General features: G+C 28.9%; 26 protein-coding genes. 13 read left to right on the forward strand and 13 right to left on the reverse strand.

Annotated elements, in window-relative coordinates; all coding sequences use genetic code 11:
- Window positions 1-26: 26 nt before the first annotated feature.
- Window positions 27-2,735, reverse strand: coding sequence for a putative LPS assembly protein LptD (locus BTO07_RS00375; protein WP_198342488.1), 2,709 nt, complete (start codon window positions 2,733-2,735; stop codon window positions 27-29).
- Window positions 2,736-2,827: 92 nt separating this feature from the next.
- Between BTO07_RS00375 and BTO07_RS00380 the strand changes: the two genes are divergently transcribed.
- The 11 genes from BTO07_RS00380 (at window position 2,828) to BTO07_RS00430 (ending at window position 12,947) form a co-directional block, all read left to right on the forward strand.
- The gene (locus BTO07_RS00380; RefSeq protein ID WP_087519325.1) at window positions 2,828-3,919 is read left to right on the forward strand and encodes an N-acetylmuramoyl-L-alanine amidase family protein; all 1,092 of its coding nucleotides are present in this window, start codon (window positions 2,828-2,830) and stop codon (window positions 3,917-3,919) included.
- Window positions 3,920-3,973: 54 nt separating this feature from the next.
- Entirely contained in the window at window positions 3,974-4,945 is a 972-nt protein-coding gene (locus tag BTO07_RS00385) for an MlaD family protein (protein WP_087519326.1), read from the forward strand.
- A 23-nt stretch (window positions 4,946-4,968) separates the two neighbouring features.
- Window positions 4,969-6,285 (forward strand): (Fe-S)-binding protein, encoded by a 1,317-nt coding sequence (locus BTO07_RS00390; RefSeq protein WP_087519327.1) that lies wholly within the window; start codon window positions 4,969-4,971, stop codon window positions 6,283-6,285.
- Between the two features lie 72 nt (window positions 6,286-6,357).
- Window positions 6,358-7,137 (forward strand): (Fe-S)-binding protein, encoded by a 780-nt coding sequence (locus BTO07_RS00395; RefSeq protein WP_087519328.1) that lies wholly within the window; start codon window positions 6,358-6,360, stop codon window positions 7,135-7,137.
- Between the two features lie 2 nt (window positions 7,138-7,139).
- Complete coding sequence (locus BTO07_RS00400) at window positions 7,140-7,526, forward strand: SPOR domain-containing protein (protein ID WP_087519329.1); 387 nt, start codon at window positions 7,140-7,142, stop codon at window positions 7,524-7,526.
- On the forward strand, window positions 7,527-8,477 hold the full coding sequence (gene menA, locus BTO07_RS00405; RefSeq protein ID WP_087519330.1) for a 1,4-dihydroxy-2-naphthoate octaprenyltransferase: 951 nt from the start codon (window positions 7,527-7,529) through the stop codon (window positions 8,475-8,477).
- A 23-nt stretch (window positions 8,478-8,500) separates the two neighbouring features.
- Window positions 8,501-9,178 carry a metal-dependent hydrolase gene (locus BTO07_RS00410; RefSeq protein WP_087519331.1) on the forward strand — a complete coding sequence of 226 codons (678 nt, stop codon included), beginning with the start codon at window positions 8,501-8,503 and terminating at the stop codon, window positions 9,176-9,178.
- Between the two features lies 1 nt (window position 9,179).
- A complete protein-coding gene (locus BTO07_RS00415) occupies window positions 9,180-9,695 on the forward strand; it encodes an SRPBCC family protein (RefSeq protein WP_087519332.1) in 516 nt (171 codons plus the stop codon).
- A 9-nt stretch (window positions 9,696-9,704) separates the two neighbouring features.
- Window positions 9,705-10,742 (forward strand): o-succinylbenzoate synthase, encoded by a 1,038-nt coding sequence (locus BTO07_RS00420; RefSeq protein ID WP_087519333.1) that lies wholly within the window; start codon window positions 9,705-9,707, stop codon window positions 10,740-10,742.
- A 2-nt stretch (window positions 10,743-10,744) separates the two neighbouring features.
- Window positions 10,745-11,923: a CPBP family glutamic-type intramembrane protease gene (locus BTO07_RS00425; RefSeq protein ID WP_087519334.1), complete on the forward strand. Its 1,179-nt coding sequence runs from the start codon at window positions 10,745-10,747 to the stop codon at window positions 11,921-11,923.
- Complete coding sequence (locus BTO07_RS00430) at window positions 11,910-12,947, forward strand: AMP-binding protein (RefSeq protein ID WP_087519335.1); 1,038 nt, start codon at window positions 11,910-11,912, stop codon at window positions 12,945-12,947. Before BTO07_RS00425 ends, BTO07_RS00430 begins: the two co-directional genes overlap by 14 nt.
- Here the strand turns inward: BTO07_RS00430 and BTO07_RS00435 are convergent.
- Window positions 12,944-14,209, reverse strand: a complete 1,266-nt coding sequence (locus BTO07_RS00435; RefSeq protein WP_087519336.1) for a helix-turn-helix transcriptional regulator — start codon at window positions 14,207-14,209, stop codon at window positions 12,944-12,946. The genes BTO07_RS00430 and BTO07_RS00435 overlap by 4 nt on opposite strands.
- Window positions 14,210-14,541: 332 nt before the next feature.
- Between BTO07_RS00435 and BTO07_RS00440 the strand changes: the two genes are divergently transcribed.
- On the forward strand, window positions 14,542-15,015 hold the full coding sequence (locus BTO07_RS00440) for a thioredoxin family protein (protein ID WP_087519337.1): 474 nt from the start codon (window positions 14,542-14,544) through the stop codon (window positions 15,013-15,015).
- A gap of 360 nt (window positions 15,016-15,375) precedes the next feature.
- On the opposite strand, the gene BTO07_RS00445 is transcribed toward BTO07_RS00440, so the two are convergent.
- From BTO07_RS00445 to BTO07_RS00475, 7 genes are all read right to left on the reverse strand, one after another.
- Complete coding sequence (locus BTO07_RS00445) at window positions 15,376-16,476, reverse strand: OmpA family protein (RefSeq protein WP_087519338.1); 1,101 nt, start codon at window positions 16,474-16,476, stop codon at window positions 15,376-15,378.
- Between the two features lie 101 nt (window positions 16,477-16,577).
- The gene (locus BTO07_RS00450; protein ID WP_087519339.1) at window positions 16,578-17,474 is read right to left on the reverse strand and encodes a Ppx/GppA phosphatase family protein; all 897 of its coding nucleotides are present in this window, start codon (window positions 17,472-17,474) and stop codon (window positions 16,578-16,580) included.
- Window positions 17,475-17,480: 6 nt separating this feature from the next.
- On the reverse strand, window positions 17,481-17,969 hold the full coding sequence (locus tag BTO07_RS00455) for a SixA phosphatase family protein (protein WP_087519340.1): 489 nt from the start codon (window positions 17,967-17,969) through the stop codon (window positions 17,481-17,483).
- Window positions 17,970-18,003: 34 nt separating this feature from the next.
- Entirely contained in the window at window positions 18,004-18,651 is a 648-nt protein-coding gene (gene pdxH, locus BTO07_RS00460; RefSeq protein ID WP_087519341.1) for a pyridoxamine 5'-phosphate oxidase, read from the reverse strand.
- Window positions 18,652-18,718: 67 nt separating this feature from the next.
- Complete coding sequence (locus BTO07_RS00465) at window positions 18,719-19,906, reverse strand: NAD(P)/FAD-dependent oxidoreductase (protein ID WP_087519342.1); 1,188 nt, start codon at window positions 19,904-19,906, stop codon at window positions 18,719-18,721.
- A gap of 32 nt (window positions 19,907-19,938) precedes the next feature.
- On the reverse strand, window positions 19,939-20,778 hold the full coding sequence (locus tag BTO07_RS00470; RefSeq protein WP_087519343.1) for a hypothetical protein: 840 nt from the start codon (window positions 20,776-20,778) through the stop codon (window positions 19,939-19,941).
- Window position 20,779: 1 nt separating this feature from the next.
- The gene (locus tag BTO07_RS00475; RefSeq protein WP_087519344.1) at window positions 20,780-22,210 is read right to left on the reverse strand and encodes a sodium:solute symporter; all 1,431 of its coding nucleotides are present in this window, start codon (window positions 22,208-22,210) and stop codon (window positions 20,780-20,782) included.
- Window positions 22,211-22,304: 94 nt separating this feature from the next.
- Here BTO07_RS00475 and recR point away from each other — a divergent pair, with 94 nt between their 5' ends.
- Complete coding sequence (gene recR / locus BTO07_RS00480; RefSeq protein WP_087519345.1) at window positions 22,305-22,922, forward strand: recombination mediator RecR; 618 nt, start codon at window positions 22,305-22,307, stop codon at window positions 22,920-22,922.
- A gap of 36 nt (window positions 22,923-22,958) precedes the next feature.
- Here the strand turns inward: recR and BTO07_RS00485 are convergent, their stop codons facing one another.
- From BTO07_RS00485 to hemH, 4 genes are all read right to left on the reverse strand, one after another.
- The gene (locus BTO07_RS00485) at window positions 22,959-23,390 is read right to left on the reverse strand and encodes a lipocalin family protein (protein ID WP_087519346.1); all 432 of its coding nucleotides are present in this window, start codon (window positions 23,388-23,390) and stop codon (window positions 22,959-22,961) included.
- Window positions 23,391-23,771: 381 nt separating this feature from the next.
- Window positions 23,772-24,188, reverse strand: coding sequence for a lipocalin family protein (locus tag BTO07_RS00490; RefSeq protein WP_087519347.1), 417 nt, complete (start codon window positions 24,186-24,188; stop codon window positions 23,772-23,774).
- A 72-nt stretch (window positions 24,189-24,260) separates the two neighbouring features.
- Window positions 24,261-24,842: a CopD family protein gene (locus BTO07_RS00495; RefSeq protein WP_087519348.1), complete on the reverse strand. Its 582-nt coding sequence runs from the start codon at window positions 24,840-24,842 to the stop codon at window positions 24,261-24,263.
- 309 nt (window positions 24,843-25,151) lie between these two features.
- Window positions 25,152-26,168 (reverse strand): ferrochelatase, encoded by a 1,017-nt coding sequence (gene hemH, locus BTO07_RS00500; protein WP_198342489.1) that lies wholly within the window; start codon window positions 26,166-26,168, stop codon window positions 25,152-25,154.
- Window positions 26,169-26,176: the final 8 nt, after the last annotated feature.

The following is a 26,176-nucleotide window of genomic DNA, read 5'->3' on the forward strand; positions in this document are numbered from 1 at the left end:
TTTTTTTTATTTTTGCTAACTGCTAATTAAAACAATGTTCTATCTGGTGGCTTATTTTTATCCCATTTCAGATCTGATAGTACAGAAGATTTTACACCAATAAAAAAGGTGTAAGAAGAATTTGTTCCAAAAGGAACCCAATTAAAGTTGAATTGCCAACTATCTAAATCTCTAGTGAAATTAAATCTAGAAAAAGTAAAAGCTCCTCCTTTAACATCATAACCAGAAGAATATCCCATTTTCCATTTAGGAGATAATTCTACATTACCACTAAACATAATACTATGTACGCCAATGCTGCCATTATCAATACCATTATTTGTATAACTCGCAGAATAAGCTAAATTTATAGACCAAGGGATGTCTGCATTGTATAATTTTGTTTTTTTATTTTGATCTCCTTTATCAGTATTAATACCATTCTTTTCTCCAAATCTATCTGTAGGGTTTATATCTGCACCAATAGTATCAGTTCCATTTTGAGCACCATTACCACTGTTTTTAGATTTCCCTTTGTTATCTTTATCAAAATCTGAACTAGAAATTGAATAGTTTGCTGTTAAACTGGCATTTGTTAACCTAAAAATATTTGAGTTAAATTCATCTATATTTATTATAGATCCACTAGAAGTTTGAACTACCTTATAGGGGTCAAGAGAACCACTTAGGTTAACAGCTAACTTATCTTTAAATAATCGTGTTCCTGCAGAAAAACTTACTCGAGACCAACGCAAACTATCGGCTGCAATATTATATGAACTACTAAAGTTTAAATTATTTAAAAGGGTGATTTTTTCATCTTCCTCGTCACTATCTGGGTCTTTGGGTGCTACTTTAGCCTCCAAAACATTGTTTAAGGAAATTCCGATTGAGTTACTTAACCCAGAAGATGGGGCACCATAAATACCTTGGTCAAAAACAGTATAATCTAATAAATCTGTTGCATCTGCACTTTGCTGAACTTGTTGTATGTATTTATCTTTAAAATCTGGTCTATATGAATAAGATACAGAGGGTCTAAAAGTATGTCTTATTGTTTTTAATCTTCCTTTCTTAAAATTAAATGTACCATAAATATTTGTAGATAAACTAATACCAGCATTATATTCTCTATAGCTTTTAAAACCTCTTAAAGTCTCTGTAATTACAGCATCATCGGCATCAACAGCAGTAGGGTCATATTCTTTTTGAATATAGTCAAATTGCCAAGTTTCTTCATAACTAACACTAGGTGATAAAGTAAAAAAGTTAAACGCTTTTATGTTTGTGTTTGTTCCTGTTTTGTGTTGTACTCCAGCTCTAGCAGTTTCAAACATTTTACTAGTAAAAAACTCATCATCTGTAGTGTTAATTAAATACTGACCTTGCATCGTATAATTAAACCCCATTTTTTGAATCGGTGTTTTTTGAACTCCATCTTTTCCTGCAAAAGGATATATCCTATTCATGTTTACAGTTAACGATGGTAAAGTCATTGTAATTGCTTCTGTATTTGTATTTTGTTGATGACTGGCAGTCAGGTTCATGTTAAAAGGTGTGCCGACAAATGTTTTGCTATAATTTATAGAAGAATTAAGTGTATTAGTTAATGTTTGAGAAACATTAAACTGATTTTGAGATTCTTTAAAAAACTTACTACTACCTAAGTTAACAGATGCAGAGAATCTAGAATTTGGACTCGCTTTTGAATCTTGACTATGATTCCATCTAATATTGAATCGATTTGATTTGCTATAATCATCAAAACCTCTAATGCCATTAATATTGTTTTCAAAATTAAAATTAAAACTACCATTAAATCGATAACGTTTATTATAGTTTGATGATATTCTTGTCCCCCAACTTCCGTTAGAATATACATCACCTAAAACAGTTAAATCCATATAATCGCTAATCGCAAAATAGTAACCACCATTTTGAAAACCAATACCTCTATCACTACTTCCTGTATCAAAAGCAGGAATTAAAAAACCAGAAACACTTGTTTCGCTTATAGGAAAATAGGCAAAAGGAAGAAAAATAGGAGTAGGAATGTCTGCAAGAACTAAATTACTGGCACCTACAATTATCTTTTTTCCAGGAACTAATTTAGCTTTATCAGTAGCAATGTAATAATCTGGAACCTTCTTTTCTGAAGTCGTAAATTTTATTTTTCTAATATAAATTGTAGAATCATTTACACGTTTGGTTTTTTCACCATAAGTAAACATTTCTCCTTGTTTGGTTTTTAGGCCATAAATTAATGCACGTTTACTTTTAAAATTATAGATAATAGAATCCTGTTCAGATTCTTGTCCACCTTGTTTAAAAATTGGGCGCTGAACATAACCAGTACTATCTATGATTCCTTTTGCAAAAAGGGTACTCTTTTTATAATCTACAACAATTATTCCTGCTTTTAGATCGATATCTGTATACGTAATATTAGCTTCATTATAAAGCGTTACCGTTTTGTCTTTAGCATTTTGTATTGTGAAGTCTTTGGCAACGTGTACAATAATATCTTCTATAGTTTCTTTTGGTTTAATAGAATCTAGAGCAATGGTGTCCGTTTTTTTTAAACCCAAAGAATCTCTTTTACTTTTAAAAATAGAATCTTTATTCTTATTTAAGGTAGTATCTTTATTAACGGTAGCAATTACTGTATTCTTTTTAGAGTTAAGGTCTTGAGAAAAGCCTATTTCTATAAAAAAGGTACAGTAAAATAAAAGAATGTATGATAGGTTTGTTTGCAATGCTATAAATGCTATTTTTGTATAAGGGTAAAAATATGGCTCAATATTTGAAACACCAAATTTACAACGCCAAAATTAGTTAAATTTTATTGATGATATTTAAAGAAAATCACAAAATTAATACCAAAGCAAGAATTATTTTTATTTTTCTCTGTGCTTTCACTTTTTTGATGAATTCATCATCGATATTTGCGCAAAAAAAATACGTAATTGTTATTGATGCTGGTCATGGAGGAAAAGATCCTGGAAACGTAGGTAATGGTTATAAGGAAAAGGATATCGCTTTAAAAGTAGCTTTAGTTGTTGGTAGAAAGCTAGCTAAAAATAAAGATATAAAAGTTCTTTATACAAGAAGTAAAGATGTTTTTATAGATTTATGGAAAAGAGGCGATGTTGCTAACCAAGCAAAAGCAGATCTATTTATATCTATACATTGCGATTCTCATACTACAAATGCATATGGAGCAGGTACTTTTGTTTTGGGTTTAAGAGGAAATAAAAAAAACTTAGAAATAGCAAAAAGAGAAAATGCAGTAATCCTTTTAGAAGATAATTATAGAGATAAATATAAAGGGTTTGATCCAAATTCTGCTGAATCCGTTATTGGTTTATCACTCTTACAGGAAGACAATTTAGATAAAAGTTTGGCTATTGCAAGCTTAATTCGAAATAATTTTGCCTTTAAATTAAAAAGAAATGACAGAAATGTTAAGCAAGATAATTTTCAGGTTTTAAGAGAAACCATTATGCCAAGTGTTTTGGTAGAGTTAGGTTTTTTAACAAACAAGAAAGAAGGAAGATATCTAAATTCTAAAAAAGGGCAGGACCAAATGGGAAATGCTATTATAGATGCTGTATTAAATTACCTCGGTAATTTAAAATTAAATACGGTAACTAATATTGGTGTAGAAGCTAAAGAAGTAAAAACAATAGAATATAAAATTCAGATTGCATCAGGAAAAAATAAAATTGCAACTAAATCATATAATTTTAAAGGTTTAAAGCAAGTTGAACGAATTCCAGTTGGAAATTTTTATAAGTATTATTATGGAAATACTACTGATTATAATGACGTAACTAAATCTTTAAAAATAGCTAAATCTAAAGGATATAGTTCTGCTTTTATTGTAGCTTATAAGAATGGCGAAAAAATATCTATTCAAAAAGCGATTAAAATGCAATAGTTTTGGTGGTCTCAACCAAAAATTATTAGTAATATTGTTATTAAATTTTTATTGATGTCTAAAGAATTAAAAACAGGAATTGTTGCTATTATTGTAATTGCCATATTTATATGGGGTTATAACTTTTTGAAAGGGCAAAATTTGTTTGATACAGATACTCGTTACTTTAATGTAGAATATGCAAATATTGCAGGACTTACAAAATCTAGTTTTGTAACCATAAATGGATTAAAAGTAGGGAAAATAGATAAAATAGAATTCAATCAACAACCAGATAAAATGGGGCATTTAATTGTTCGTTTTTCTGTCGAAAAGGATTTTTTGTTTTCAAAAAATAGTATTGTAAAAATATATTCTCCAAGTCCTTTAAGTGCTTCAAATTTAGCAATTATACCAGATTACATCGCAGAAAATGCTGTTTCAGGAGATACTCTTAAAGGAGAAACTGAGTCAAGTTTGTTTACTTCTATTGGTGAACGTCTTGATCCTATTCAGTCAAAATTAGAAAAGGTAATGGTTAGTGCCGATTCTTTATTTAAGAATGTAAATAATATTTTAGATTTAAAAACACAGAAAAGTTTAAGAAATTCTGTTAAAAATCTTGAAAATACTTTACAAGAAGTTAAGAAGATGATGTTTTCTGTCAATAGTATGATAGATTCTACTTCTTTAGATTTAAAGGAGAGTATAAAAAACACGAGATTAATTACCGAGAATTTTTCAAAAGTTTCAGACACTCTAGCTAATGCAAATATTGGTGGAATTATGAGAAAAGCAGAAGTTACTCTTAATTCGGCTAATTTAATGTTAGATGGTATTAATAAAGGACAAGGAACAATTGGTAAGTTAGTTACGGATGATGAGTTGTATAATAATATTGCAGCAATGTCTAAAGAATTAGAAAACTTACTAAGAGAAATGAAGTTACATCCAAAAAGATTTGTACATTTTTCATTATTTGGAAAAAAAGCAAAAGCTTATACACCAATTAAAGAGGCAGAATTAGAAAAGGATGCTAATAAATAATTTTTTAAAAAATTTCAACTAATATGGAATACTTACCAAACATATTTTTTGCCTTAGCTTTAGCATTAGGCTTTGGTTTTTTTGCGATGAACATTCGTAAGTTATCTAGAAACATCAAATTAGGTAAAGATGTTAATAGAAAAGATAGAAAACCAGAACGATTAAAAAACATGATGATGATTGCTCTAGGGCAATCTAAAATGATTAAAAGACCTTTTTCTGGTTTCTTACATATTATCGTTTATGTAGGTTTTATTATCATAAATATAGAAGTTTTAGAAATTATTATTGACGGTTTATTTGGAACTCATAGAGTTTTTCAAGGGGTTTTAGGTAACGGTTTTTACGCATTTCTAATTGGCTTTTTCGAAATTTTAGCGGCATTGGTTTTTGTTGCAGTTGTTATTTTCTGGTTGCGTAGAAATGTATCAAACATTAAACGTTTCTTAAGTAAAGAAATGAAAGGTTGGCCTAAAAGTGATGGGAATAATATTCTTTATTTCGAAATGGTTTTAATGTCTTTATTTTTGGTGATGAATGCCACAGATACAGTTTTTCAGCAAGCAGGAATAGGAAATCCAATAAGTCAGTTTATTGAACCCCTTTTTGATAGTTTTTCGCCAGAATCAATTCATATGATTGAAAGAAGTGCTTGGTGGATTCACATTTTAGGAATTTTAGTTTTCTTAAATTATTTATATTATTCTAAGCATTTACATATTTTATTAGCGTTTCCAAATACTTATTTTGCAAACCTTAATCCAAAAGGGCAATTCAATAATTTAGAATCTGTTACTACAGAAGTAAAGTTAATGATGGATCCAGATGCAGATCCTTACGCTATGCCAGCAGAAGGAGCAGAAGAAGTTGTTCCAGAAAAATTTGGAGCTTCTGATGTTGCAGATTTACATTGGGTGCAATTATTAAATGCATATACATGTACAGAATGTGGTAGATGTACATCAGCTTGTCCTGCAAACTTAACAGGTAAAGAGTTATCGCCAAGAAAAATCATGATGGACACTCGTGATCGTTTAGAAGAAGTTGGTAGAAATATCGATGCTAATAAAGGTGTTTTTGTTGATGATGGAAAGCAATTATTAAACGATTATATTTCTCCAGAAGAACTTTGGGCTTGTACAAGTTGTAATGCTTGTGTTGAAGAATGTCCAGTAAATATAGATCCATTATCTATTATTTTAGATATGAGAAGATATTTAGTAATGGAAGAAAGTGCAGCACCTCAAGAATTAAATATGATGATGACAAACATCGAAAATAATGGAGCTCCTTGGCAATACAATCAACAAGACAGGTTAAACTGGAAAGACGAAGAATAAACAATTTTTAATTAACAATTTTTAATTACGAATTGCATTAATTCATAATTAATAATTCAAAATTTGTAATTTATGATAGTACCAACAATGGCAGAAATGATGGCTCAAGGTAAACAACCAGAAGTGTTGTTTTGGGTTGGCGCAGCAGGAAGTTATGATGATAGAGCCAAAAAAATATCAAGAGCATTCGTAAAAATATTACATCAAGCAAATGTAGATTTCGCAGTTTTAGGAACTGAAGAATCATCTACAGGAGATGCCGCAAAAAGAGCAGGAAATGAATTTTTGTTCCAAATGCAAGCAATGATGAATATTGAAGTATTAAATGGTTATGAAGTAAAAAAGATTGTTACTTGCGATCCTCATTCTTTTAATACTTTAAAAAATGAATATCCAGAGTTAGGTGGTAAATATGAAGTTTTTCATCACACACAATTCATACAGAATTTAATTTCTGAAGGTCGTTTAAAAATTGATGACACTACATTAAAAGGTAAAAGAGTTACATTTCATGATCCTTGTTATTTAGGAAGAGCAAATGACGTGTATGAATCTCCAAGAGAGTTAATAAAAAGATTAGGTGTTAATTTAACAGAAATGAAACGCAACAAATCTACAGCTTTATGTTGTGGAGCAGGAGGAGCACAAATGTTTAAAGATGCAGAAAAAGGGGATAAAGAAGTTAATGTTTTAAGAACAGAAGATGCTTTAGAAACCAAACCTCAAATTATTGCAACTGGTTGTCCTTATTGTAATACAATGATGACCGATGGAATAAAATTCAAAGAAAAAGAAGCAGAAGTAGAAGTTAAAGATATTGCAGAATTAATTGCTGAAGCTAATAATTTATAAGAATGAAGAATTTTTTATTTCTAATTTTTATGTCATTTTTTTTTATAAATACAAATAGTTTATCAGCACAAGAAAATGAGAACTATTTAAAAGTCATTGCTAAGAGCTTACCAGAGCAATACTTAAAATCGAATTCAGAATTATTTTATACAATTCAGATTGGAGCATTTAAAAACGAAAATAAAATTTTAGATTCGGTAGATAATATTGTTAAAACTAAAGAAAATAATCTTACTAAATATAGATTAGGGGAATTTTCAACATATGAAGAAGCAGTAGAATATAAAAAGATGCTTTTAAGTGTTTGTAATGATGCTTTTATTGTTCCTATTAAAAATGGAGAACGCATTCATATAAGAGAAGCTCTAAAATTATCCGCGATTTTATAGATGATTAAAAATTATATAAAAGCTGCACGTTTAAGAACTTTGCCTTTATCAGTTTCTGGTATTATTGTTGGTTCTCTTTTAGGAAACCAAAATTTTTTGCTAAATCAAAACTCTTTAATTCCTTGTAGTGATTTTGGCTGTCAAACAGTGTTGCAATCACCAATTTTTTGGTTAGCAATTCTAACCACAATTGGTTTTCAAGTTTTATCAAACTTTGCGAATGATTATGGAGATGGAGTAAAAGGTTCTGATAAGAATAGAACAGGAGAGGCAAGAATGGTTTCATCAGGAGCAATTACTCCAATGCAAATGAAATCTGCCATGATAATTACTACAATTATCACCTTAATAATAGCGTTGTTGTTAATTTATGTTTCTTTTGGAAAAGAAAATTTTGACTATTCAATTTTATTTTTTGGGTTAGGAGTAGCATCAATAGCAGCAGCTATAAAATATACAGTTGGTAATTCAGCTTATGGTTACAGTGGTTTTGGTGATGTTTTTGTGTTCTTATTCTTTGGATTGTTAAGTGTATTAGGTAGTTATTTCTTGTATACAAAACACATCAATATTGAAGTTATTTTACCAGCAATTTCTGTTGGTTTACTAAGTACAGCTGTACTTAATCTAAATAATCTAAGAGATAGAGAAGAAGATAAAAAGAATAATAAAAATACTTTAGTTGTTAAATTAGGTAGTGAAAACGCAAAAAAATATCATTATTTTTTAATTTTCGGAGCGTTAGTTTTTTCTTTAGTTTATGTCTTTTTAGATTTTAACACGATATATCAGCTTATTTTTTTAGTTGCATTTGTTCCATTAATTAAAAATGTAAAAACAGTTGCGCAAAATAAAATTCCTGCAGATTTAGACAGTGAATTAAAGAAAGTAGCATTAAGTACGTTTTTGTTTGCCATCCTTTTTGGAATCGGACAAACTCTTGTATTTTAGAAATCAATTTTAAATTTTACCACATGAATATTACGTTTTTAGGACATTCTTGTTTTTCTATAGAAATAAATGAAGTAACTATTTTAATAGATCCTTTTATTTCTGGAAACGCTTTAGCATCTCATATAGATATATCTAGTTTAAAAGCAGATTTTATTTTGTTAACACATGCGCATCAAGATCATGTTTTAGATGTAGAAGTTATTGCAGAAAGAACAAAAGCCGTTATAATTTCTAATTATGAAATTGCCATGTATTATGGCGCAAAAGATTTAAATATATTCCCATTAAATCACGGAGGAACTTTTAAATCTGATACTTTTTCTGCTAAATATGTAAATGCAATTCATACTTCTTCTTTTGCAGATGGAACTTATGGAGGAGAACCTGGTGGTTTTGTAATTTCATCAAAAGATAAAAACTTATATGTTGCAGGAGATACTGCTGTAACAATGGACATGAAATTGATTCCTATGTCAGTAAAATTAGATGCTTCAATTTTTCCTATAGGAGACACTTTTACAATGGGAGTAGAAGATGCAATTATTGCAAGTGATTTGGTAGCGTGTGGAAAAGTAATTGGATGTCATTTTAACACTTTTCCTCCAATAGAAATAGATACTGATGATGCTAAATCTAAATTTTCATCAAAAGGAAAAGAGTTAATAATTTTAGAAATAGGAGAAAATAAAAGTTTATAAAATGAAAACAATAAAAATAATTTTAGGAATCATATCTGTTTTTGTATTGGCATTTTTTCTTACAGGTTTAATTGTAAAAGAAACAACTTATACTGCACAGGTTTCTGTAAATAAACCTATTTCATACGTTTTTAAAACGTTTAACAATTCAGAAAACATAAAAAAATGGATTCCTGAAGTAAAGTCTTTTGAAGTTGTAAATAAGAATCCTGGAAAAACAGGAAGTGTTTATAAAATTGTTATTGATAATAACGGACAAGAGATTACAATGACAGAAAAAGTGATGGCGTATGTAGAAAATGAAAAAGTAACATTGTTTTTTGATGCAGAAGGTATGCTAAAGAAAGACGATTATACTTTTACCGAAAAGGACGGGGTTACAACAGTTACATTAAACGCAAGTTGTCAAAGTGATACTTATTTAATGGCATGTGTTTATCCTTTATTTAAAGGAACCTTCCAAGAACAAGATCAATCTTATTTGAATAATTTTAAAGCGTTTGCTGAAAAACAATAATCCTTTCTTTTGATAAAAGCCAACTATAAAAAATACATTCTCAATTTTAAAAATCCAAGTGGAACTTCACGAGGAATTTTAAGAACAAAAGAAACTTGGTTTATCATTTTAGAAGAAAATGGAAAAAACGGAGTTGGAGAAGCTGGTTTGTTTAGAGGTTTAAGTATTGATGATGTTACTAATTATGAAGAAAAGTTAAATTGGGTTTGTAAAAACATCAATTTAGGTTTAGATAAATTATTATCTGAAGTCATTGACTTCCCTTCAATTCAATTTGGATTAGAACAAGCGTTTTTATCACTAAAAAGTGAAGATAAGTTTCAATTATTCCCATCTCAGTTTACAAGAGGAGAAAAGTCAATTCCTATAAATGGTTTGGTTTGGATGGGAGAGAAGGAGTTTATGAAAAATCAAATCAAAGAAAAATTAAATACAGGTTTTTCTTGCATCAAAATGAAAATTGGCGCGATTGATTTTGATACAGAAATTGAATTATTAAAATCCATCAGAAAAGAATTTTCATCCAAAGAAATAGAATTAAGAGTTGATGCAAATGGCGCTTTTAATCCTAAGAACGCATTAGAAAAATTACAAATATTATCAGAATTAGAAATTCATTCTATAGAACAACCCATCAAACAAGGTCAAGTTAATGAAATGGAACAATTATGTGCTAAAACACCTTTGCCAATTGCTTTAGATGAAGAGTTAATCGGAGTATTTTCATCAGAAGAAAAACAACAATTATTAGAAACCATTCAACCTCAATATATTATTTTAAAACCGAGTTTAATAGGTGGTTTTGCAGGTAGTAAAGAATGGATTAAATTCGCAGAACAGCAAAATTGTGGTTGGTGGATTACTTCTGCTTTAGAAAGTAACATTGGTTTAAATGCAATTGCTCAATTTACAGATACTTTACATAACGATTTGCCTCAAGGATTAGGAACAGGAGGTTTGTTTACTAATAATTTTGAGAGTCCGTTAGAAGTTAATAATGGAGCTCTGGAATACAATCCAAATAAAATTTGGAATTTTAATTTATAAACATGAATTACATACAACAAGCATATAAAGGAAACAATGAATGGTTTCATTGGGTATTCACAATATTAGTAGTTTTTATAGGTTGGCAAGTCATAGGTGTATTGCCTTTATTTGCCCTGGCTATTATGAATTCTGCAAATATGGCTGAGTTTACAAAAGCAGCGCAAGATAATTTTATGACTTTGGGTATAGATAAAAATCTGTTCCTTTTCTTTATGATTTTAACGTTTATATTTGGTTTAATTAGTCTTATTGTTGGTGTTAAATATATACACAAAAGAACATTTACATCTTTAGTTACAAGTAGAAAATCAATAGATTGGAAACGTTTTTGGTTTGGTTTTATAACTTGGGGTATTATAGCTTCTGTAGTAATCCTCTTAGGAGTTTACTTATCACCAGAAAATTATGTTTGGAATTTTAAACCGGTTCCATTTTTTACATTATTAAGTATATCTTTTTTGTTTTTACCTTTTCAAACTTCGTTTGAGGAGTTATTATTTAGAGGGTATTTTATGCAAGGAATAGGTATTGCTACTTTAAATAAACGTTTTCCTTTAATTTTTAACTATTTATTAGCGTCAATATTATTCATTATTTTTTTATTAAAAATAGAAAGTTTAAACGTTATATATATAGGTATAATTTTTGTGCTATTTACGTTGCTGTTTTTTTATATATTCGAATTAATATCAAAAATTTTAGATAGTAATTTTAATACAAATCTCGTCAATTTTTATAACTCAAAATTAACTCCTTTATTAATTACTTCTGTTGTTTTTGGTTTATTACATGGAGCAAATCCTGAAGTTCAAAAATTAGGATACATTTCTATGGTCTTTTATATTGGTACAGGTTTATTTTATGGAATAACTACTTTAATGGATGAAGGAACTGAATTATCTCTTGGTTTACATGCAATTAATAACATTGTAGCTGCTTTTTTTGTAACTACAAATTGGACGGTTTTTCAAACAGATGCTTTGTATGTTGATACTTCAGAACCTTCTGTTGGTTGGGAAATGTTTTTCCCTGTTTTGGTTTTATATCCATTGATGTTATTTATTTTTTCTAAAAAATATGGATGGAAAAATTGGGTAGAGAAATTAACTGGTAAAATCGAAAAGCCTTTTGATATTACAGAGAATTATAGAATTTTAGAAGATATTGGAACAAAATAGATTTCATAGAAATTTTAAATTAAATAGCAAATCATTTACTTCTGTTGATGAGTTACTTGTATATGCTCATAATTTTTCTGATGAAATTTATCAATTTTTAGAAATTTGGTTTTCTCAAGAGGATTTTATTTATGTAAAAACCTCTGGTTCTACAGGTATTCCCAAAGAAATAAAATTGTTAAAAGTACAGATGATTAATTCTGCTTTTGCTACAGGTAAATACTTTGGTTTATTAGAAAATACTAGTGCATTGTTATGTTTGCCAACAGCATATATTGCTGGTAAAATGATGTTAGTAAGAGCCTTGGTTTTAGGATGGCAATTAGATGTTGTAGATGCTGGTTCTAACCCTTTAAAAAATATTGAAAAAAAGTATGACTTTTCTGCAATGGTTCCTTTACAGTTAGAGAATTCTTTAAAATCGTTGCATCTTATTAAAACATTAATTGTTGGTGGAGGAGTCGTTTCTAATCAACTTCAAGGTAAGTTACAAGGCTTTTCTACAACTATTTTTGCAACTTATGGAATGACCGAGACAATAACTCATATTGCTGTTAAAAAGCTAAACAACTTTATGATTATCCCTAGTTTTTATGAAGTTTTACCAAATGTAGAAATTTATAAAGATGTAAGAAATTGTTTAGTGATTAATGCACCAAAAGTTTCAAATGAACTTGTTTTTACAAATGATATTGTTCATTTAATTTCTGATACTCAGTTTGAATGGTTAGGGCGTTTTGATACAATCATAAATTCAGGAGGAGTAAAGCTGCATCCAGAAAAAATAGAAGAGAAACTATCAAAAAAAATCACATCTCGTTTTTTTGTTGCTGGAGTTTCTGATGAAAAACTCGGAGAGAAACTCGTTTTGATAGTTGAAGGAAAATCTCAACCTGTAGAAATAAATAATGCAAACTTATCAAAATTCGAAATTCCAAAAGAGATTTATTTTGTAAATAAGTTTGTAGAAACAGAAACAAAAAAAATCCAACGTAATAAAACACTGGATTTAATTAAGCTTTAATTTAAGTTTAAAAGATAATCTCTTAAATCTTCACTCTCACTTAAATTCATTTTCTTTTTTATTCTATATCTTCCTGTCTGCACAGATCTTGGATCTATTAATAGAATACGTGCTATTTCTTTTGTTTGTAGGTGTAATTTAATAAACATACAATGTCTTAACTCAGTTTCTGTTATAGATGGGTGTTTTTTTATTAGTTTATCATAAAAATTATCATGAACAGCATTAAAATGTTTTTTTAAGATATCCCAATCTTCATCTCTTTCTAAAACATAATCGATTTGCTTCGTTATGTCTTTTATTATCGCTTTTTCGTCTGTTTTTATCCCTTTTAAGTCTGCTTTTATTTCTTTAAAGTATTGTTTATTATGTAGTAAGTTTGTAGTTAAAATAATCATTTCCTTTTCTAGTGCTAAGTTTTTAGAATTTAGATTTGTTAATTTTTCCTTTATTTTTTCACCCTTTTTATTTGCGGTTTCAATAATAAAATAACAACCAATTAATGAAAGAATAAGTAAAAGGCTAATTAAAGCAACTAATATTTTTAAATTAAAGTTTGTACCTTCTATTCCTTCTTTTTGGAGATAAATTTTTTCATATTCAAACTTTGCATTCAGTTCTTTTATTTTGTATTCCAAGTCTTTGTTAGCTTTATTCTTACTATCCAAAACAAAAGATAAAACTTCCGGGCTTGTATGGCCTATTAATTCTAAACTAAAAATACAATCACTTGAGTATTCGTATGCTTGGTGAATAGAGACACTTATTATGTTTTCACCTTCATTAAAAAATGTTTTATCAAAAAAGTGTTGTGTAAATTCATACTCTCCTACTTCTTGAATCGTACTAAGGGCTAAAGTTGTTTTGTTAATTGTAGAGTTAGGCATATTATCCCTAAAGAGCTCTTTTCCATTAATATAAACTATTGCACCATCATCTCTTTGAATTCTAATTTCATAAGCAACATATTTGTTATCAATAAATATTTTCTTTTTAAAATACTTTGTGATGTGTTTTTTTTCTTTATTACTACCGTAGCTAAGTTCAGTTAAGTTTATTTCATCACCATAACCTAATGGAGATTTACCACTTTTCCAATTAGAAAATTCGTTGACTTCTATCCAGCTATTTTCTAAATAACCATTGTCATAATAGTACCACGAATCTTGATTTTTGATTAAAACATCTTGAGCGAACAGTAGTGTAACTTGAAAGAATACTATTAAACAAGTAATTTTTTTAAAAAAGGATAATCTTTTCATTTACAGGAAGCTAATTTTGTTTGTTGTGTAAATATAGTAGGTTTGTGTTAATTTAGATCTACTTGTAGTAGTTTAATTGTTGTATATGTTGAGTTATAATTTATAACAATAGTATATTTGATTTAGATTTGAAATGCTATGTATTAATAAAATTGGGGAATTAAACTTTTTTGCATACAAAATTCAAGCGCAGCCGTAATTTCATTATTACGGCTTTTTATTTTTACAATTCACCTTTATTATAATCCTTAATTTTTTAAAGTTTTAAGGTAAAATTCTATTGAATTTTTTATTTGGTATTATTTTTGATATTTTTGAAGAAATTACTTCTTATGAATAAAGTATTATTAGGTTTTGCTATTTGCTTTTTTACGACAGTTAATAGCTTTGCGCAAGAACATAAAACTGCGTCTTTAGAAAAGTTTCCTGTAAATTGGGAAGCTACTTATAAGGAAGCTCTTAAAAAGTCTAAAAAAGAGAAAAAACCAATACTTATTTATTTTACGGGATCAGATTGGTGTGGACCTTGTAAGGTTTTGGATAAGAAACTATTTCACTCAGAAAAGTTTAAGACATTAGCAGATAACGATTTAATCTTATATGAAGCTGACAGTCCTAGAAATAAGGATATAATTTCTCCAGAAAAATTAGCGATTAATAATGATCTACAAAGGAAATTTAAAGTTAGATCTTTTCCAACGTTAGTTTTTGTTAATCATAAAGGAAAAATTATTGGATATAAAAAAGGATTAATTCTTACTGAATATTATTATCCGTTTATTCAATCCGTTATAGAAAACTATTAAATTTTAGTAATTACAAGTTTATTAAAAATAATTTAAAAGCTGAACAGTCATAAGGTTGTTTAGCTTTTTTACTATTAAAATGTAATTGTAGAGACTCTAGTATTTAATACGTTTAGATATTTTCGATGTTTTATGGTTTAACGAGCGTAAACCTTGATTTAATAGAGTTATTTATAGTGTAAAGTTCTTATTTGTATATCTTTATTATCTTTGAAAGACATAGAGGAACTTCTTGAATACGTTAAGAATATTTATACTTATTGATATTAAGTTCTATAAAAAAAACATATTGACGCATAAAAAAACCGAAGCTAAAAGCTTCGGTTTTCTATTTTTGAATTCTTTGTTAGAAGAATAAAATTACTTTTGATTGATAACTCTAAAAGTAGTTCTTCTATTTGCTCTGTGCTGTGCTTCTGTACAAGAAACTCCATTAGAACATCTATTTGTTAATTTAGATTCACCAAAACCATTACCAGTTAATTGACTTGGGTTTACACCTTTAGAAATTAAATAGTTAGTTACAGCTTGTGCTCTTCTTTCAGATAAATCTTGATTAGATTCTTTTGTTCCTCTTGAATCTGTATGAGATTCTAAAGCTACAGCTACACCGTCTTTTAAAACAGGTAATAATCTAGAGTCAATAATTCTTTTAGCACCAGAAGTTAAAGTAGCACTTCCTAAATTCCAGTTGATAGGTAAAATAGTATTGTTTACTAACTCACATTCAACTTCTTTCCAAGTTGTTAATCCACCTTTGTTTACTAAAATTTCTTTAGTTACACTTTTGTATTTAGCAGCAACAGTAACTTCTTCTTGCCAAGCATCTTTAGTTAATACTGTTTTCTTGATAGTACCATATTCTGCAGGAATTTCAATTGATTTAGTCGTTGGTGGAGTTACCATAACTCTTTTAGTATATGTTTTATCATATCCAGGAACTTCACTAGAAACGGTATTAGCGTCTTTATTTAATGTAGTTAAAGGAATCGTAACAAACTTTGCAGGAACTGGTTTATAACACCAATATCTACAGTCGTTAGGATCACTAGATTCACAATCAGGAGCTTTTTCACTCATTTCCCAATTTGCAGAAGCAGCTTTTGTTTCTATTGTTTCAGAATCTCTACCAAAAGTAGCCTTAATAACACTTAATTTGTTAGCGTCTTCTTTTGCAGTATACGTTAAAGTTTTATTTTCCCAAACAGCAGGTACAACAACTAAACGTTGTCCAGCTTCTTTGACTAAAACTCTTTCAGTTACAGTATTGTATTCTGCAGGATGCGTTACAATCTTTTTGTAAGCAGGAGCTATTTCAATTGTTACATCTTCGTTTTTCCAAACTTCTGGAGTTTTACAACGTACATAACATTTTCCTGGTTCTGGGTTAGCTGGTAAGTCTTGAGCAAATGCTGTTGCTCCAAACATCAATAGTGTAGCACTTAGTAATATTTTTTTCATAATTAATCTGTTTTTGATTCGTTGTTATGACACATAATTATTTAATAAGTCACATAAGGGAACGAAAAAAAAATAAAAAATTAAAAAGAAAGTAAAAACGGCTATAACTTATTGTAAAATAAACTTTTTATTATTCCGTCTGAAAGACCAATTTTAGGAACAAATATTTTGCTTGCTCCACTCCATTTCATAGCAGATAAATAAATCTTTGTTGCAGGTATAATAACATCTGCTCTATCTGGGTTTAAACTTAGTTCAGAAACCCTTTCATCAAAAGACATTTGTTTTAAAAATTGATATTGAGCATTCAGATAAATATAAGAAATTGGTTTTCCTTCAGTTCGTCCAGACATTTTAAATAACTTATTAATGTTACCTCCAGAACCAATTAAAGAGACCTTTTTTAAATCTTTAGTATTTTTCTTTACCCATTTTTCTACGTTGGCAAAAATTTCTTTATTTACAGATTTTTTGTTGTTTAATAAACGAACAGTACCCATTTTAAAAGATTTTGAAGCAATGATTTTTCCTGCAGAAAAAACGGTAATTTCTGTACTACCACCACCAACATCAACATATAAATAAGAATCGTCTCCTTCTATTAAATCGTTTAAATCTGTAGACGAAATAATTGCAGCTTCTTCTTTACCTCCTATAATATCAATTTTTACACCTGTTTTTTCATGAATCTTGTCAACGACTTCTTTTCCGTTTTTTGCTTCTCTCATTGCAGAAGTTGCACAAGCTTTGTATTTTTCTACACCATGAACATCCATTAATAATTTAAATGCTTCCATAGCATTAATCATTCTTGTAATGTTTGCCTCACTTATAATTCCGTTAACAAAAGCATCAGCACCTAAACGAATAGGAACACGTACTAAAGAAGATTTTTTAAATTGAGGTTCTTTGTCGTCAGATACAATAACATTAGAAATTAGCAATCTAATTGCATTTGATCCAATATCTATAGCGCCGTATTTTTTAATTTCTAACAAACTATTTTATTTATGATTTTTAGGGAATTCTATCATAAAAGTTTTCCCTTTTTTTATGTTTTTCCAATGTTTCTCGTCAAACTTAATTCCAATAACTCCACAAGTGGATACATGAGAAATAGGTTTGCTTCCAAATTTATTTACAAATGAGTTGATACCATGATCGTGACTGAAAATAATTGCAGAATTAAAACCATCATCTAAAGCATTAACCGTTTTAACTAAATAGCCATCACTAAAACTGTAAAGTTGTCTTTTTATTTTAAGGTTAGATAAAGGGTATTCAAAGTTTTCGCAAAAAATTACTGCAGTATGTAGTGCTCTGTTTGCACTACTAGAAACAAAAACGTCTGGTCTGCTAATTTCTTTTGATAAGAATTTAGACATTAAATGTGCGTCTTTTATTCCGCGTTTTTTTAGAGGTCTGTCAATATCTTCTATTCCAGAGTATTCCCAAGAAGATTTTGCATGTCTAACAATGTATAAAGTTTTCATCCAATTTTATTGTTGAATTGTAAATATAAAAAATTTATGGTGCCAACCTTTCTATTTTCCAAGAAAAATCTTCTTCTAAAGTATATCTAATTCTATCGTGCATTCTATTTGGTCTCCCTTGCCAAAATTCTATAGAAATAGGTTTTACTAAATAGCCTCCCCAATATTTTGGTCTTTCAATTTCATTTCCTTCAAACTTCTTTTCAAAGGTTTTTAAACTGGTGTCTAGTTCTTCTCTAGATTGTACAACTTTACTTTGGTCAGAAGCCCAAGCGCCTAATTTACTTCCGTCTGGTCTAGATTCAAAATAACCATCAGATAAATTTTTTGCTAAAACTTCAGCATTTCCTTTAATTATAATTTGTTGTTCTAATGCTGGCCAAAAGAAAGACAAACAAATATGATTGTTTTTTGCAATTGCTTTTCCTTTTTCTGAATTATAATTTGTATAAAAAATAAAACCTTCCCAAGTATATTTTTTTAATAAAACGACTCTACTTTTAGGAAAACCATCTAAACCTATAGATGAAATGGTCATGGCATTACTTTCATGAACCATTTCTGAAGTATCTGCATTTAAAAACCATGTTTGAAATAATTCCATGGGATTTTCTGGACAGTTACTTTCTAAAAGTTCTTGTTTTTCGTAAGATTTACGATAGTTACTTAAGTCTTTTGACATTCTTTTTATTTAACGCAGTAAAAATACAGAATATTATAAGAGTATAATTACTAAAAAAAGATAGTTTTTAGATAATTTTATTTAGATGTTTAGCAAGAAAAACACCAGTACTTGCACACCCTTGAATTAAATAACCTCCAGTTGGCGCGTCCCAATTTAGCATTTCACCAATACAATATTGATTCTTTATTTTTTGCAATTGAAAATTACTGTCTACAGCATTTAAATCAATTCCACCAACAGTAGAAATAGCAGCATCTAAAACTCCCAAAGCAATAATTTCTAATGGGAATTTTTTAATATTTTCTGATAAAATTGTTGAATCTAAATAATCTTCTTTAGAAAGATAAGTCTTTAATAGGTCTATTTGAGAAGTACTTAATTTTAACTCCTTTTTTAAAACTTGTGTCGTGTTTTTAAAACTTGAATTTTTAACTTTGGATATAACTTCTTCTAATGAAAATGTTGGTTTAAGGTCGATATAAATACGTGCTTTTTCTTGGGATTTTAATTCTGCTCTAATTTGCGGACTTAACGCATAAATGGCATTTCCTTCTAAACCGAATTTTGTAATAACAGCTTCTCCTTTTTGTTTTTTTTCTGAACAATAAATGGCAATGTTCTTTAAAGGATTTCCTTCGTTTTGTTTGATGAAATTCGGATTCCAATCAATTTTAAAGGCACAGTTTGAAGCTTGAAAAGGAACTGTTTCTACTTTTTTTTCTATAAAAGTGTCAAGCCAACTTCCATCAGAACCTGTAATTTTCCAACTTCCTCCGCCTAAAGAAAAAACAGTATAATCCGTAGTAATTGTTTTATCATTTATGATGATATTATTCTCAGTATCCCAACCAGAAAAAGTGTGTTCAAATTTAAAAGCTACTCCTCTTTCTTTTAAATGGTTTAGAATTGTATTTAGAACCGTAATTGGTTTTATTCCTTCTTCGGGATAGACTCTTTTACTACTTCCTATAAAAGTCGGAATTCCGATTTCTTTTAACCAATTTCTAAAATCGTCGTTTGTAAAACTCAATAAAGCATCTTTTAGAAAATCACTTGGCGTGTAGCGTTCAATAAAATTAGCAATCGATTCTGAATGTGTTAAATTAAAACCACCTTTTCCTGCAACTAACAGTTTTCTGCCTGCAGTTTTATTTTTTTCATAAATAGTAACCTCAAGCTTTTTAGTGTCTAAAAAAGCAGCTAATAGGAGTGAAGAAGGTCCGCTTCCAATAATGGAAATTGTTTTTTTCATTTTATCAAATTTTAAATTTAACTCAAATTATTTTAGTTCAATTCTAAATTTGAATTAGAAATTTTGAAATTAACTTTTAAAAATTTTTCAATATTATCTTTTGCCCATTTTTGTGATTTAGGATGATGTACAACTTCAAAATTATATTTATTGAAATTTAATAACTCTAAAATTATGTTTGGATAATTTTCTCTTTCATTGTATGTTTTTTCTTGACTTTTTTTACAAATGTTATCATCGAAGATCAATTTGTCGATTTCACGATATTCTTCTTTAATGACTAATCTAAATTCTTTTTCGTGATTAAAACTATTGTCTTTCATAAAAACAGAATCTTCCATATTTGAACTTATGAGGCTATTCGGGGATTGGAAATCAATATATTCTATTGGTTTACAAACAATATTCATTTCTATATTACTGCCTAAAAATCCATATTTACTTAGATTTTCTTTAAAATCAGAATATTTTATTTTAATTGCAACATCATTTGGTTTACTATAAATATTCCACATGGCTACGGATTCAGATTTTTCACTTCCTATGAACCAACAGCTAGCAAAATTAAATCTTTGAATTTGTTCAATTTCTTTATCAATTCGATTTCTGTCTCTTCCATTAACGCTAATATCAATTGAAGTTGTTATTGTTTTTTCTAATTCTTTCTGGTGGTTATCAAATAAAAAATTTTTAAGTAAGTGATTCGGAGTAGCACCTTCTTTAGCGTCTTCAAACTTATCTAACCTAGTAAAACAAATAGATTTTTCATTAATAAATGATATGAATTTATGTAAGTCTAAATATCTCCATAAATAAGATTCTTCTTCAATTAATTTGTTGTCATTTAAAAATATAACATTATTTTTTTTCATATTATTTCTTAATTATAGACAACCCTAAAAAGGTTATAAATCCGTTTAAAATCAAAACAAAGAACCCAAAATCGAAACCGAATTTTTCTTTAGAATAATAACTAATTATATAAGTAAGAATTGGAGCTGTTAAACAAATTATTGGTACTAATTTATCTTTTACGTTGTGTTTGGTAAACATACCAAAAGCATACAAACCTAATAAAGGTCCATATGTATAACCCGCAAATGTGAATATTTTTGCAATGACACTTGCATCAGCAATAAAATATTTAAAAACAAGAATGGTTGCCATCAATACAAAAGAGAAAATAACGTGTACTTTCTTTCTAATTTTTTCTTGCGTTTTTTTATCTTTCTTTTTATCAATTTCTAAAATATCAATACTAAAAGAAGTGGTTAAAGAAGTTAATGCAGAATCTGCACTAGAATACGCAGCAGCAATTAAACCTAATAAGAAAAATATGGCTGTTGCTAAACCCAAAGTTCCTTTGGTTGCTATAATAGGGAAGAGTTGATCTTTGTGTGCGTCAATTCCGTTTTTCTGAGCGTAATCTGTTAATAAAACACCTAAAGCTAAAAAGAAAAAATTTACAATTACCAAAACAATTGTAAACCAAAACATGTTTTTCTGTGCATCTTTTAAGTTTCTACAAGTTAGGTTTTTTTGCATCATATCTTGGTCTAAACCAGTCATTACAACTGCAATAAATGCGCCTGCTAAAAACTGTTTCCAGAAATAATTACCAGCTTTTACATCATCAAAAAAGAAGGTTTTAGACAATTCGCTGTCGGCAACGTAAGAGAATATATTACTAATTTGCATTTCATCAGAAATTGTATAAATACAAACTCCTACTGCAACTAACATAAAAAGTGTTTGCAAAGTATCTGTCCAAACAATTGTTTTTATTCCTCCTTTAAAAGTGTATAACCAAATTAATAGAATCGTGACTGAAACAGTTACCCAAAAAGGAACTCCATATTCATCAAACAAAATTATTTGTAGCACATTAGCAACTAAAAACAACCTGAAAGCGGCACCGATTGTTCTAGAAAGTAAAAAGAAACTAGCACCTGTTTTGTAAGAATAGTTTCCAAAACGATCTTGTAAATACGTGTAAATCGAAGTTAAATTCAATCTATAATAGAGTGGAAGCAACACTAAACGAATAACAGCATAACCAACAACATACCCCAAAACCATTTGAAAATAGCTCATATTAGAACCTTCTACCCAACCAGGAACAGAAATAAATGTAACTCCAGAAAGTGAAGCGCCAATCATACCAAAAGCAACTAAATACCAAGGAGAAGAATTGTTTGCCTTAAAAAAAGTTTTGTTGTCTGCAGATTTACTGGTGATGTAAGAAATGAAAATTAATACAGAGAAATAAGCAACAATTAATAAGATGATATATTCTGGGGTCATTTAATTTTTTATTTGTGTTACGAATATATGTTTTTTAGAAGTCTTTTCTCTTTTTTATTGATTGTTTTCTCTTTAATAAGTTATTTTTGCAGCCATGGATTTTTCATCAAAACTTTTAGAGAATGCCGTAAATGAAGTATCTCGTTTACCAGGAATTGGAAAACGAACTGCGTTGCGTTTGGTTTTACATTTATTAAAACAACCTTCTGATAATACTAAGTTTTTATCTGAAGCATTATTACATTTAAGAAATGATGTAAAAACGTGTGAAAAGTGTCATAATATTTCTGATACTGCTTTGTGTGACATTTGTAATAATGGAAAAAGAAACCCGGAAATTGTTTGTGTTGTTGAAGATATTAGAGATGTGATGGCAATTGAAAGTACGTCTCAGTTTAATGGATTGTATCATGTTTTGGGCGGAAAAATTTCTCCGATTGAAGGAATTGGACCTCAGAACTTAGAAATAGAATCTTTAGTTACTAAAGTAGGTAGTGGTGAAGTTAAAGAATTGATTTTTGCTTTAAGTTCTACCATGGAAGGAGATACTACAAACTTCTATATTTTTAAGCAAATAGAAAAATTCGAAATTACAACTTCTACAATTGCTCGTGGAATTTCTGTGGGTGATGAGTTAGAATATGCAGATGAAGTTACTTTGGGAAGATCTATTGTAAATAGAATTCCTTTTGAGCAGTCTATAAAAAGTTAAAATAAAAGCCCACTTAGAAAGTGAGCTTTTAGAATTTTAAATTTTTATGTAAGAGAAAGTTGATGTATAAGTAGTACCGTTATACGTTTCGGAAGATGAACTACTAAATATTGTGTTATTTTGTGAGAAAGTAAGTTCTATGGAGTTGTTTTCTCCATCTTCAGAAATATTATATGTATTACCATTTGTGTTTTCCCAGGTAAAAGTACCATTATAATCATTTTCACAAACAGCATTTCCACTTCCATCATAACTTTCATCATAAATCATTTGAGAACCGTTTCCATTTTCTAAAAAGGTTATGGTGCTTTTTCTAGTACAATCCGTTGTTCTTTCTTCACCATTTTCGGTCTCAGATTTTAATTGCCATGTCCCAATTATAATATTTGATGAAGACATATCATCATCACTAGATGAACAAGAAGATAAGCTTACAATAGTAATAAGTAAAAGGATAATTTTTTTCATAATAATTTAAGTTTGATTAATCTGCAATGTAAACTAATAAATATCAATACTCTTGAGTTTCCTAAAAAAAGGCGGGGTAGTTTTTCCTACCCATTTACTTTAATTATCTGTAAATTAGGTTTTTAATTTAATTGTTGTTTGACTTAATCCCCCTACGTTTGTGTCCAAATGATAAATGTAAAGTCTTCTTTAATACCTCGCACCTTTGGGGAGAGATTGTTTATTTAATTAAAAGAAGAGTAATTAAACACTTAATTGATTAAGAGATTATATTCGTATAAATAGTTTAACTTATAAAGAAGTAATTGTAAATAGAATTCCTTTTGCTAAATTTTTAAGAGCATAAAAAAAGCCCATTGTTAAAATGAGTTTTTATGAGTTCTATAGTTTTTTGAAAGTGCTAATGTATGTGATTGTTGTTCCATTATAGTCATCAATATCTGTAAAGCTGAATACCGTATTGTTTTCTGAAAACGTTATTTTTGTAGTACTGGTATCATTATCCCCGAAATCTAATAGGTAATTTGATTGTCCTGTGTTTTCCCAATTGGCAGCACCATCAGACTCACTCATACAACCGTTTCCGTCGTCGTAAAATGATGTTGAATTAAATGTTCCGTTTTCTAAAAAAGTAACAGTACTTTTTCTTTCGCAAGATGTTGAGGTGTCTGTTCCGTTTTCAGTTTCTGAGCTTAATTGCCATATACCAATTATGGGATCTGAAGAATTGTCATCATCATTAGTAGTACAAGAAAATAAAATGGTAGACGCGATAAATAGATAAAGTAATTTTTTCATAGTTTTAAGATTTAGTGATTTTCTCAAAAATACGATTAATAAACACTCTATCTCTACCTATATATAGTGATTTTAAGAGTCTTTGTTTTTTAAAACCTCTTTTTCAGCTTTTTCCCAAGATCTTTTTTCTCTAATTTTTTTGTAAAGTCTAATTCCTAACATTAGTAAAACACCAAAAAGAATAATTCCTACAACTCCCCAAATCCAATTTACAGAATGTTGTAATTCAACTAAAAATATAACCGCAAATAAAATGACAGTTGGTATTTCGTTAATCAATCTTAATTTAAAAGCAGAGTATTTTATAATATCGTTTTGTAGCTGCTTGTAGATTACATGACATAAACCGTGATAAAAAAACAACGCTAAAACAAAAGCTAGTTTTACTAACATCCACGATTCAGATAAGAAATATGGACTTTTATAAAGCATCCAAAAACCAAAAAAACTTGCTAAAACAGCTGAAGGCCAAGTAATCATGTACCACAGCCTTTTACTCATTAGTTTATATTGAGTTTGTAAAATTTCTTTAGCAGGTTCGTCTTTTTTTTCTGCTTCTACATGATACATAAATAAACGAACAATATAAAATAACCCAGCAAACCAAGTAACAATAAAAATAATATGTAGTGCTTTTACGTAAAGGAAATCCATAGTTTTTAATTTTTCTCAAAAGTTGAAATTTCTCAATCGCTTAAAAAAGCTCATTTCGAAATGACAATTGTTATCGTTTTTGATATTTGTTAGCAAACAAGTCTAGCCCTGATTGAAATCGTTCGAATATCTGTGGATATTCTTAACCTTTTTGTTTTTTTACAAAAAGATATAATGGAAAGCATGAAATAGCTTCTTATTTTAAAGTTGTTCTCGATACAATTTCGATAAAAAAATCGAAATCACTCGAACTGACATAATGTGAATCGCGATCGAGTGTGAAAACTGTGACTGTAAACTGAATACTGCTTACTTATTCTTCCAATTATTAATCCAAGAAACCATAACATCTACCCAATCATCATTGTCGTTCATACAAGGTATGTGTTTGTAATCTGTTCCTCCGAATTTTAAAAATTCTTCTTTTCCTTCCATTGCAATTTCTTCTAGAGTTTCTAAACAATCGGCAACAAAAGCAGGTGTAATTACCGCTAGTTTTTTCTTACCTAATCCTGGAAATTTCTCTAATTCGAAATCTGTATAAGGTTTTAACCAAGGGTCTTTTAATAAACGAGATTGAAAAGAATTACTATAAGTACCTTCTTTTAAACCTAATTCTTTAACGATTTCTTTTGTGGTTTCGAAACACTGATGTCTGTAACACGTGTGATGTGCAACAGAATTACGATCGCAACATGAACCATCTATTTTACAATGACTATTTGTTGGGTCTGACTTTTTAATGTGTCTTTCTGGAATTCCGTGATAAGAAAACAAAATATGATCGTAATCAAAATCTTTTAAATGATTTGCAATATTATTGCTCATCGCTTTTATGTAACCAGGTTCGTTATAAAAAGGCTCTAAAACATCTAATTTTACTTCTGGATATTCTGCTGCTAAAATTTCTTCGGCTTTTACAACAACGGTTTCAAAAGAAGACATTGCATAATGAGGATATAATGGCGCTAAAAATATTTCTGTAACACCTTGATCTGTCAATTCTTTAATTCCTTGTTCCATAGACATAGATCCATAACGCATAGCTAATGCAACAGGAATGTCTACTTTTTTGATCACTTTTTTAGTGAACATTTCCGAAATAACTACTAATGGAGAACCTTGTTTCCACCAGATTTTCTTGTAAGCTGCTCCAGATTTTTTTGGACGCGTTTTTAAGATAATTCCGTTAATTAATAACCAACGTTTCCAATAAGGAATGTCTATTACACGTTCGTCCATTAAAAATTCACCCAAATACTTTTTTACGTCTTTTGTGTCTGTAGAGTCAGGTGATCCTAAATTGTTAAGTAAAATTCCTTTCATAATATCCT

This window comes from Polaribacter sp. SA4-12, from assembly GCF_002163675.1.
Classification (GTDB): Bacteria; Bacteroidota; Bacteroidia; order Flavobacteriales; family Flavobacteriaceae; genus Polaribacter.

Bases quoted from the DNA above. Each gene is read 5' to 3' on its own strand.
- BTO07_RS00485 (WP_087519346.1), bottom strand. From the start codon at position 23,390: ATGAAAAAAATTATCCTTTTACTTATTACTATTGTAAGCTTATCTTCT.
- BTO07_RS00410 (WP_087519331.1), top strand. From the start codon at position 8,501: ATGAATATTACGTTTTTAGGACATTCTTGTTTTTCTATAGAAATAAAT.
- hemH (WP_198342489.1), bottom strand. From the start codon at position 26,168: ATGAAAGGAATTTTACTTAACAATTTAGGATCACCTGACTCTACAGAC.
- BTO07_RS00425 (WP_087519334.1), top strand. From the start codon at position 10,745: ATGAATTACATACAACAAGCATATAAAGGAAACAATGAATGGTTTCAT.
- BTO07_RS00455 (WP_087519340.1), bottom strand. From the start codon at position 17,969: ATGAAAACTTTATACATTGTTAGACATGCAAAATCTTCTTGGGAATAC.
- BTO07_RS00395 (WP_087519328.1), top strand. From the start codon at position 6,358: ATGATAGTACCAACAATGGCAGAAATGATGGCTCAAGGTAAACAACCA.
- BTO07_RS00415 (WP_087519332.1), top strand. From the start codon at position 9,180: ATGAAAACAATAAAAATAATTTTAGGAATCATATCTGTTTTTGTATTG.
- BTO07_RS00440 (WP_087519337.1), top strand. From the start codon at position 14,542: ATGAATAAAGTATTATTAGGTTTTGCTATTTGCTTTTTTACGACAGTT.
- menA (WP_087519330.1), top strand. From the start codon at position 7,527: ATGATTAAAAATTATATAAAAGCTGCACGTTTAAGAACTTTGCCTTTA.
- pdxH (WP_087519341.1), bottom strand. From the start codon at position 18,651: ATGTCAAAAGACTTAAGTAACTATCGTAAATCTTACGAAAAACAAGAA.
- BTO07_RS00465 (WP_087519342.1), bottom strand. From the start codon at position 19,906: ATGAAAAAAACAATTTCCATTATTGGAAGCGGACCTTCTTCACTCCTA.
- BTO07_RS00475 (WP_087519344.1), bottom strand. From the start codon at position 22,210: ATGACCCCAGAATATATCATCTTATTAATTGTTGCTTATTTCTCTGTA.
- BTO07_RS00400 (WP_087519329.1), top strand. From the start codon at position 7,140: ATGAAGAATTTTTTATTTCTAATTTTTATGTCATTTTTTTTTATAAAT.
- BTO07_RS00490 (WP_087519347.1), bottom strand. From the start codon at position 24,188: ATGAAAAAATTACTTTATCTATTTATCGCGTCTACCATTTTATTTTCT.
- BTO07_RS00470 (WP_087519343.1), bottom strand. From the start codon at position 20,778: ATGAAAAAAAATAATGTTATATTTTTAAATGACAACAAATTAATTGAA.
- BTO07_RS00435 (WP_087519336.1), bottom strand. From the start codon at position 14,209: ATGAAAAGATTATCCTTTTTTAAAAAAATTACTTGTTTAATAGTATTC.
- BTO07_RS00390 (WP_087519327.1), top strand. From the start codon at position 4,969: ATGGAATACTTACCAAACATATTTTTTGCCTTAGCTTTAGCATTAGGC.
- BTO07_RS00380 (WP_087519325.1), top strand. From the start codon at position 2,828: ATGATATTTAAAGAAAATCACAAAATTAATACCAAAGCAAGAATTATT.
- recR (WP_087519345.1), top strand. From the start codon at position 22,305: ATGGATTTTTCATCAAAACTTTTAGAGAATGCCGTAAATGAAGTATCT.
- BTO07_RS00385 (WP_087519326.1), top strand. From the start codon at position 3,974: ATGTCTAAAGAATTAAAAACAGGAATTGTTGCTATTATTGTAATTGCC.
- BTO07_RS00495 (WP_087519348.1), bottom strand. From the start codon at position 24,842: ATGGATTTCCTTTACGTAAAAGCACTACATATTATTTTTATTGTTACT.
- BTO07_RS00445 (WP_087519338.1), bottom strand. From the start codon at position 16,476: ATGAAAAAAATATTACTAAGTGCTACACTATTGATGTTTGGAGCAACA.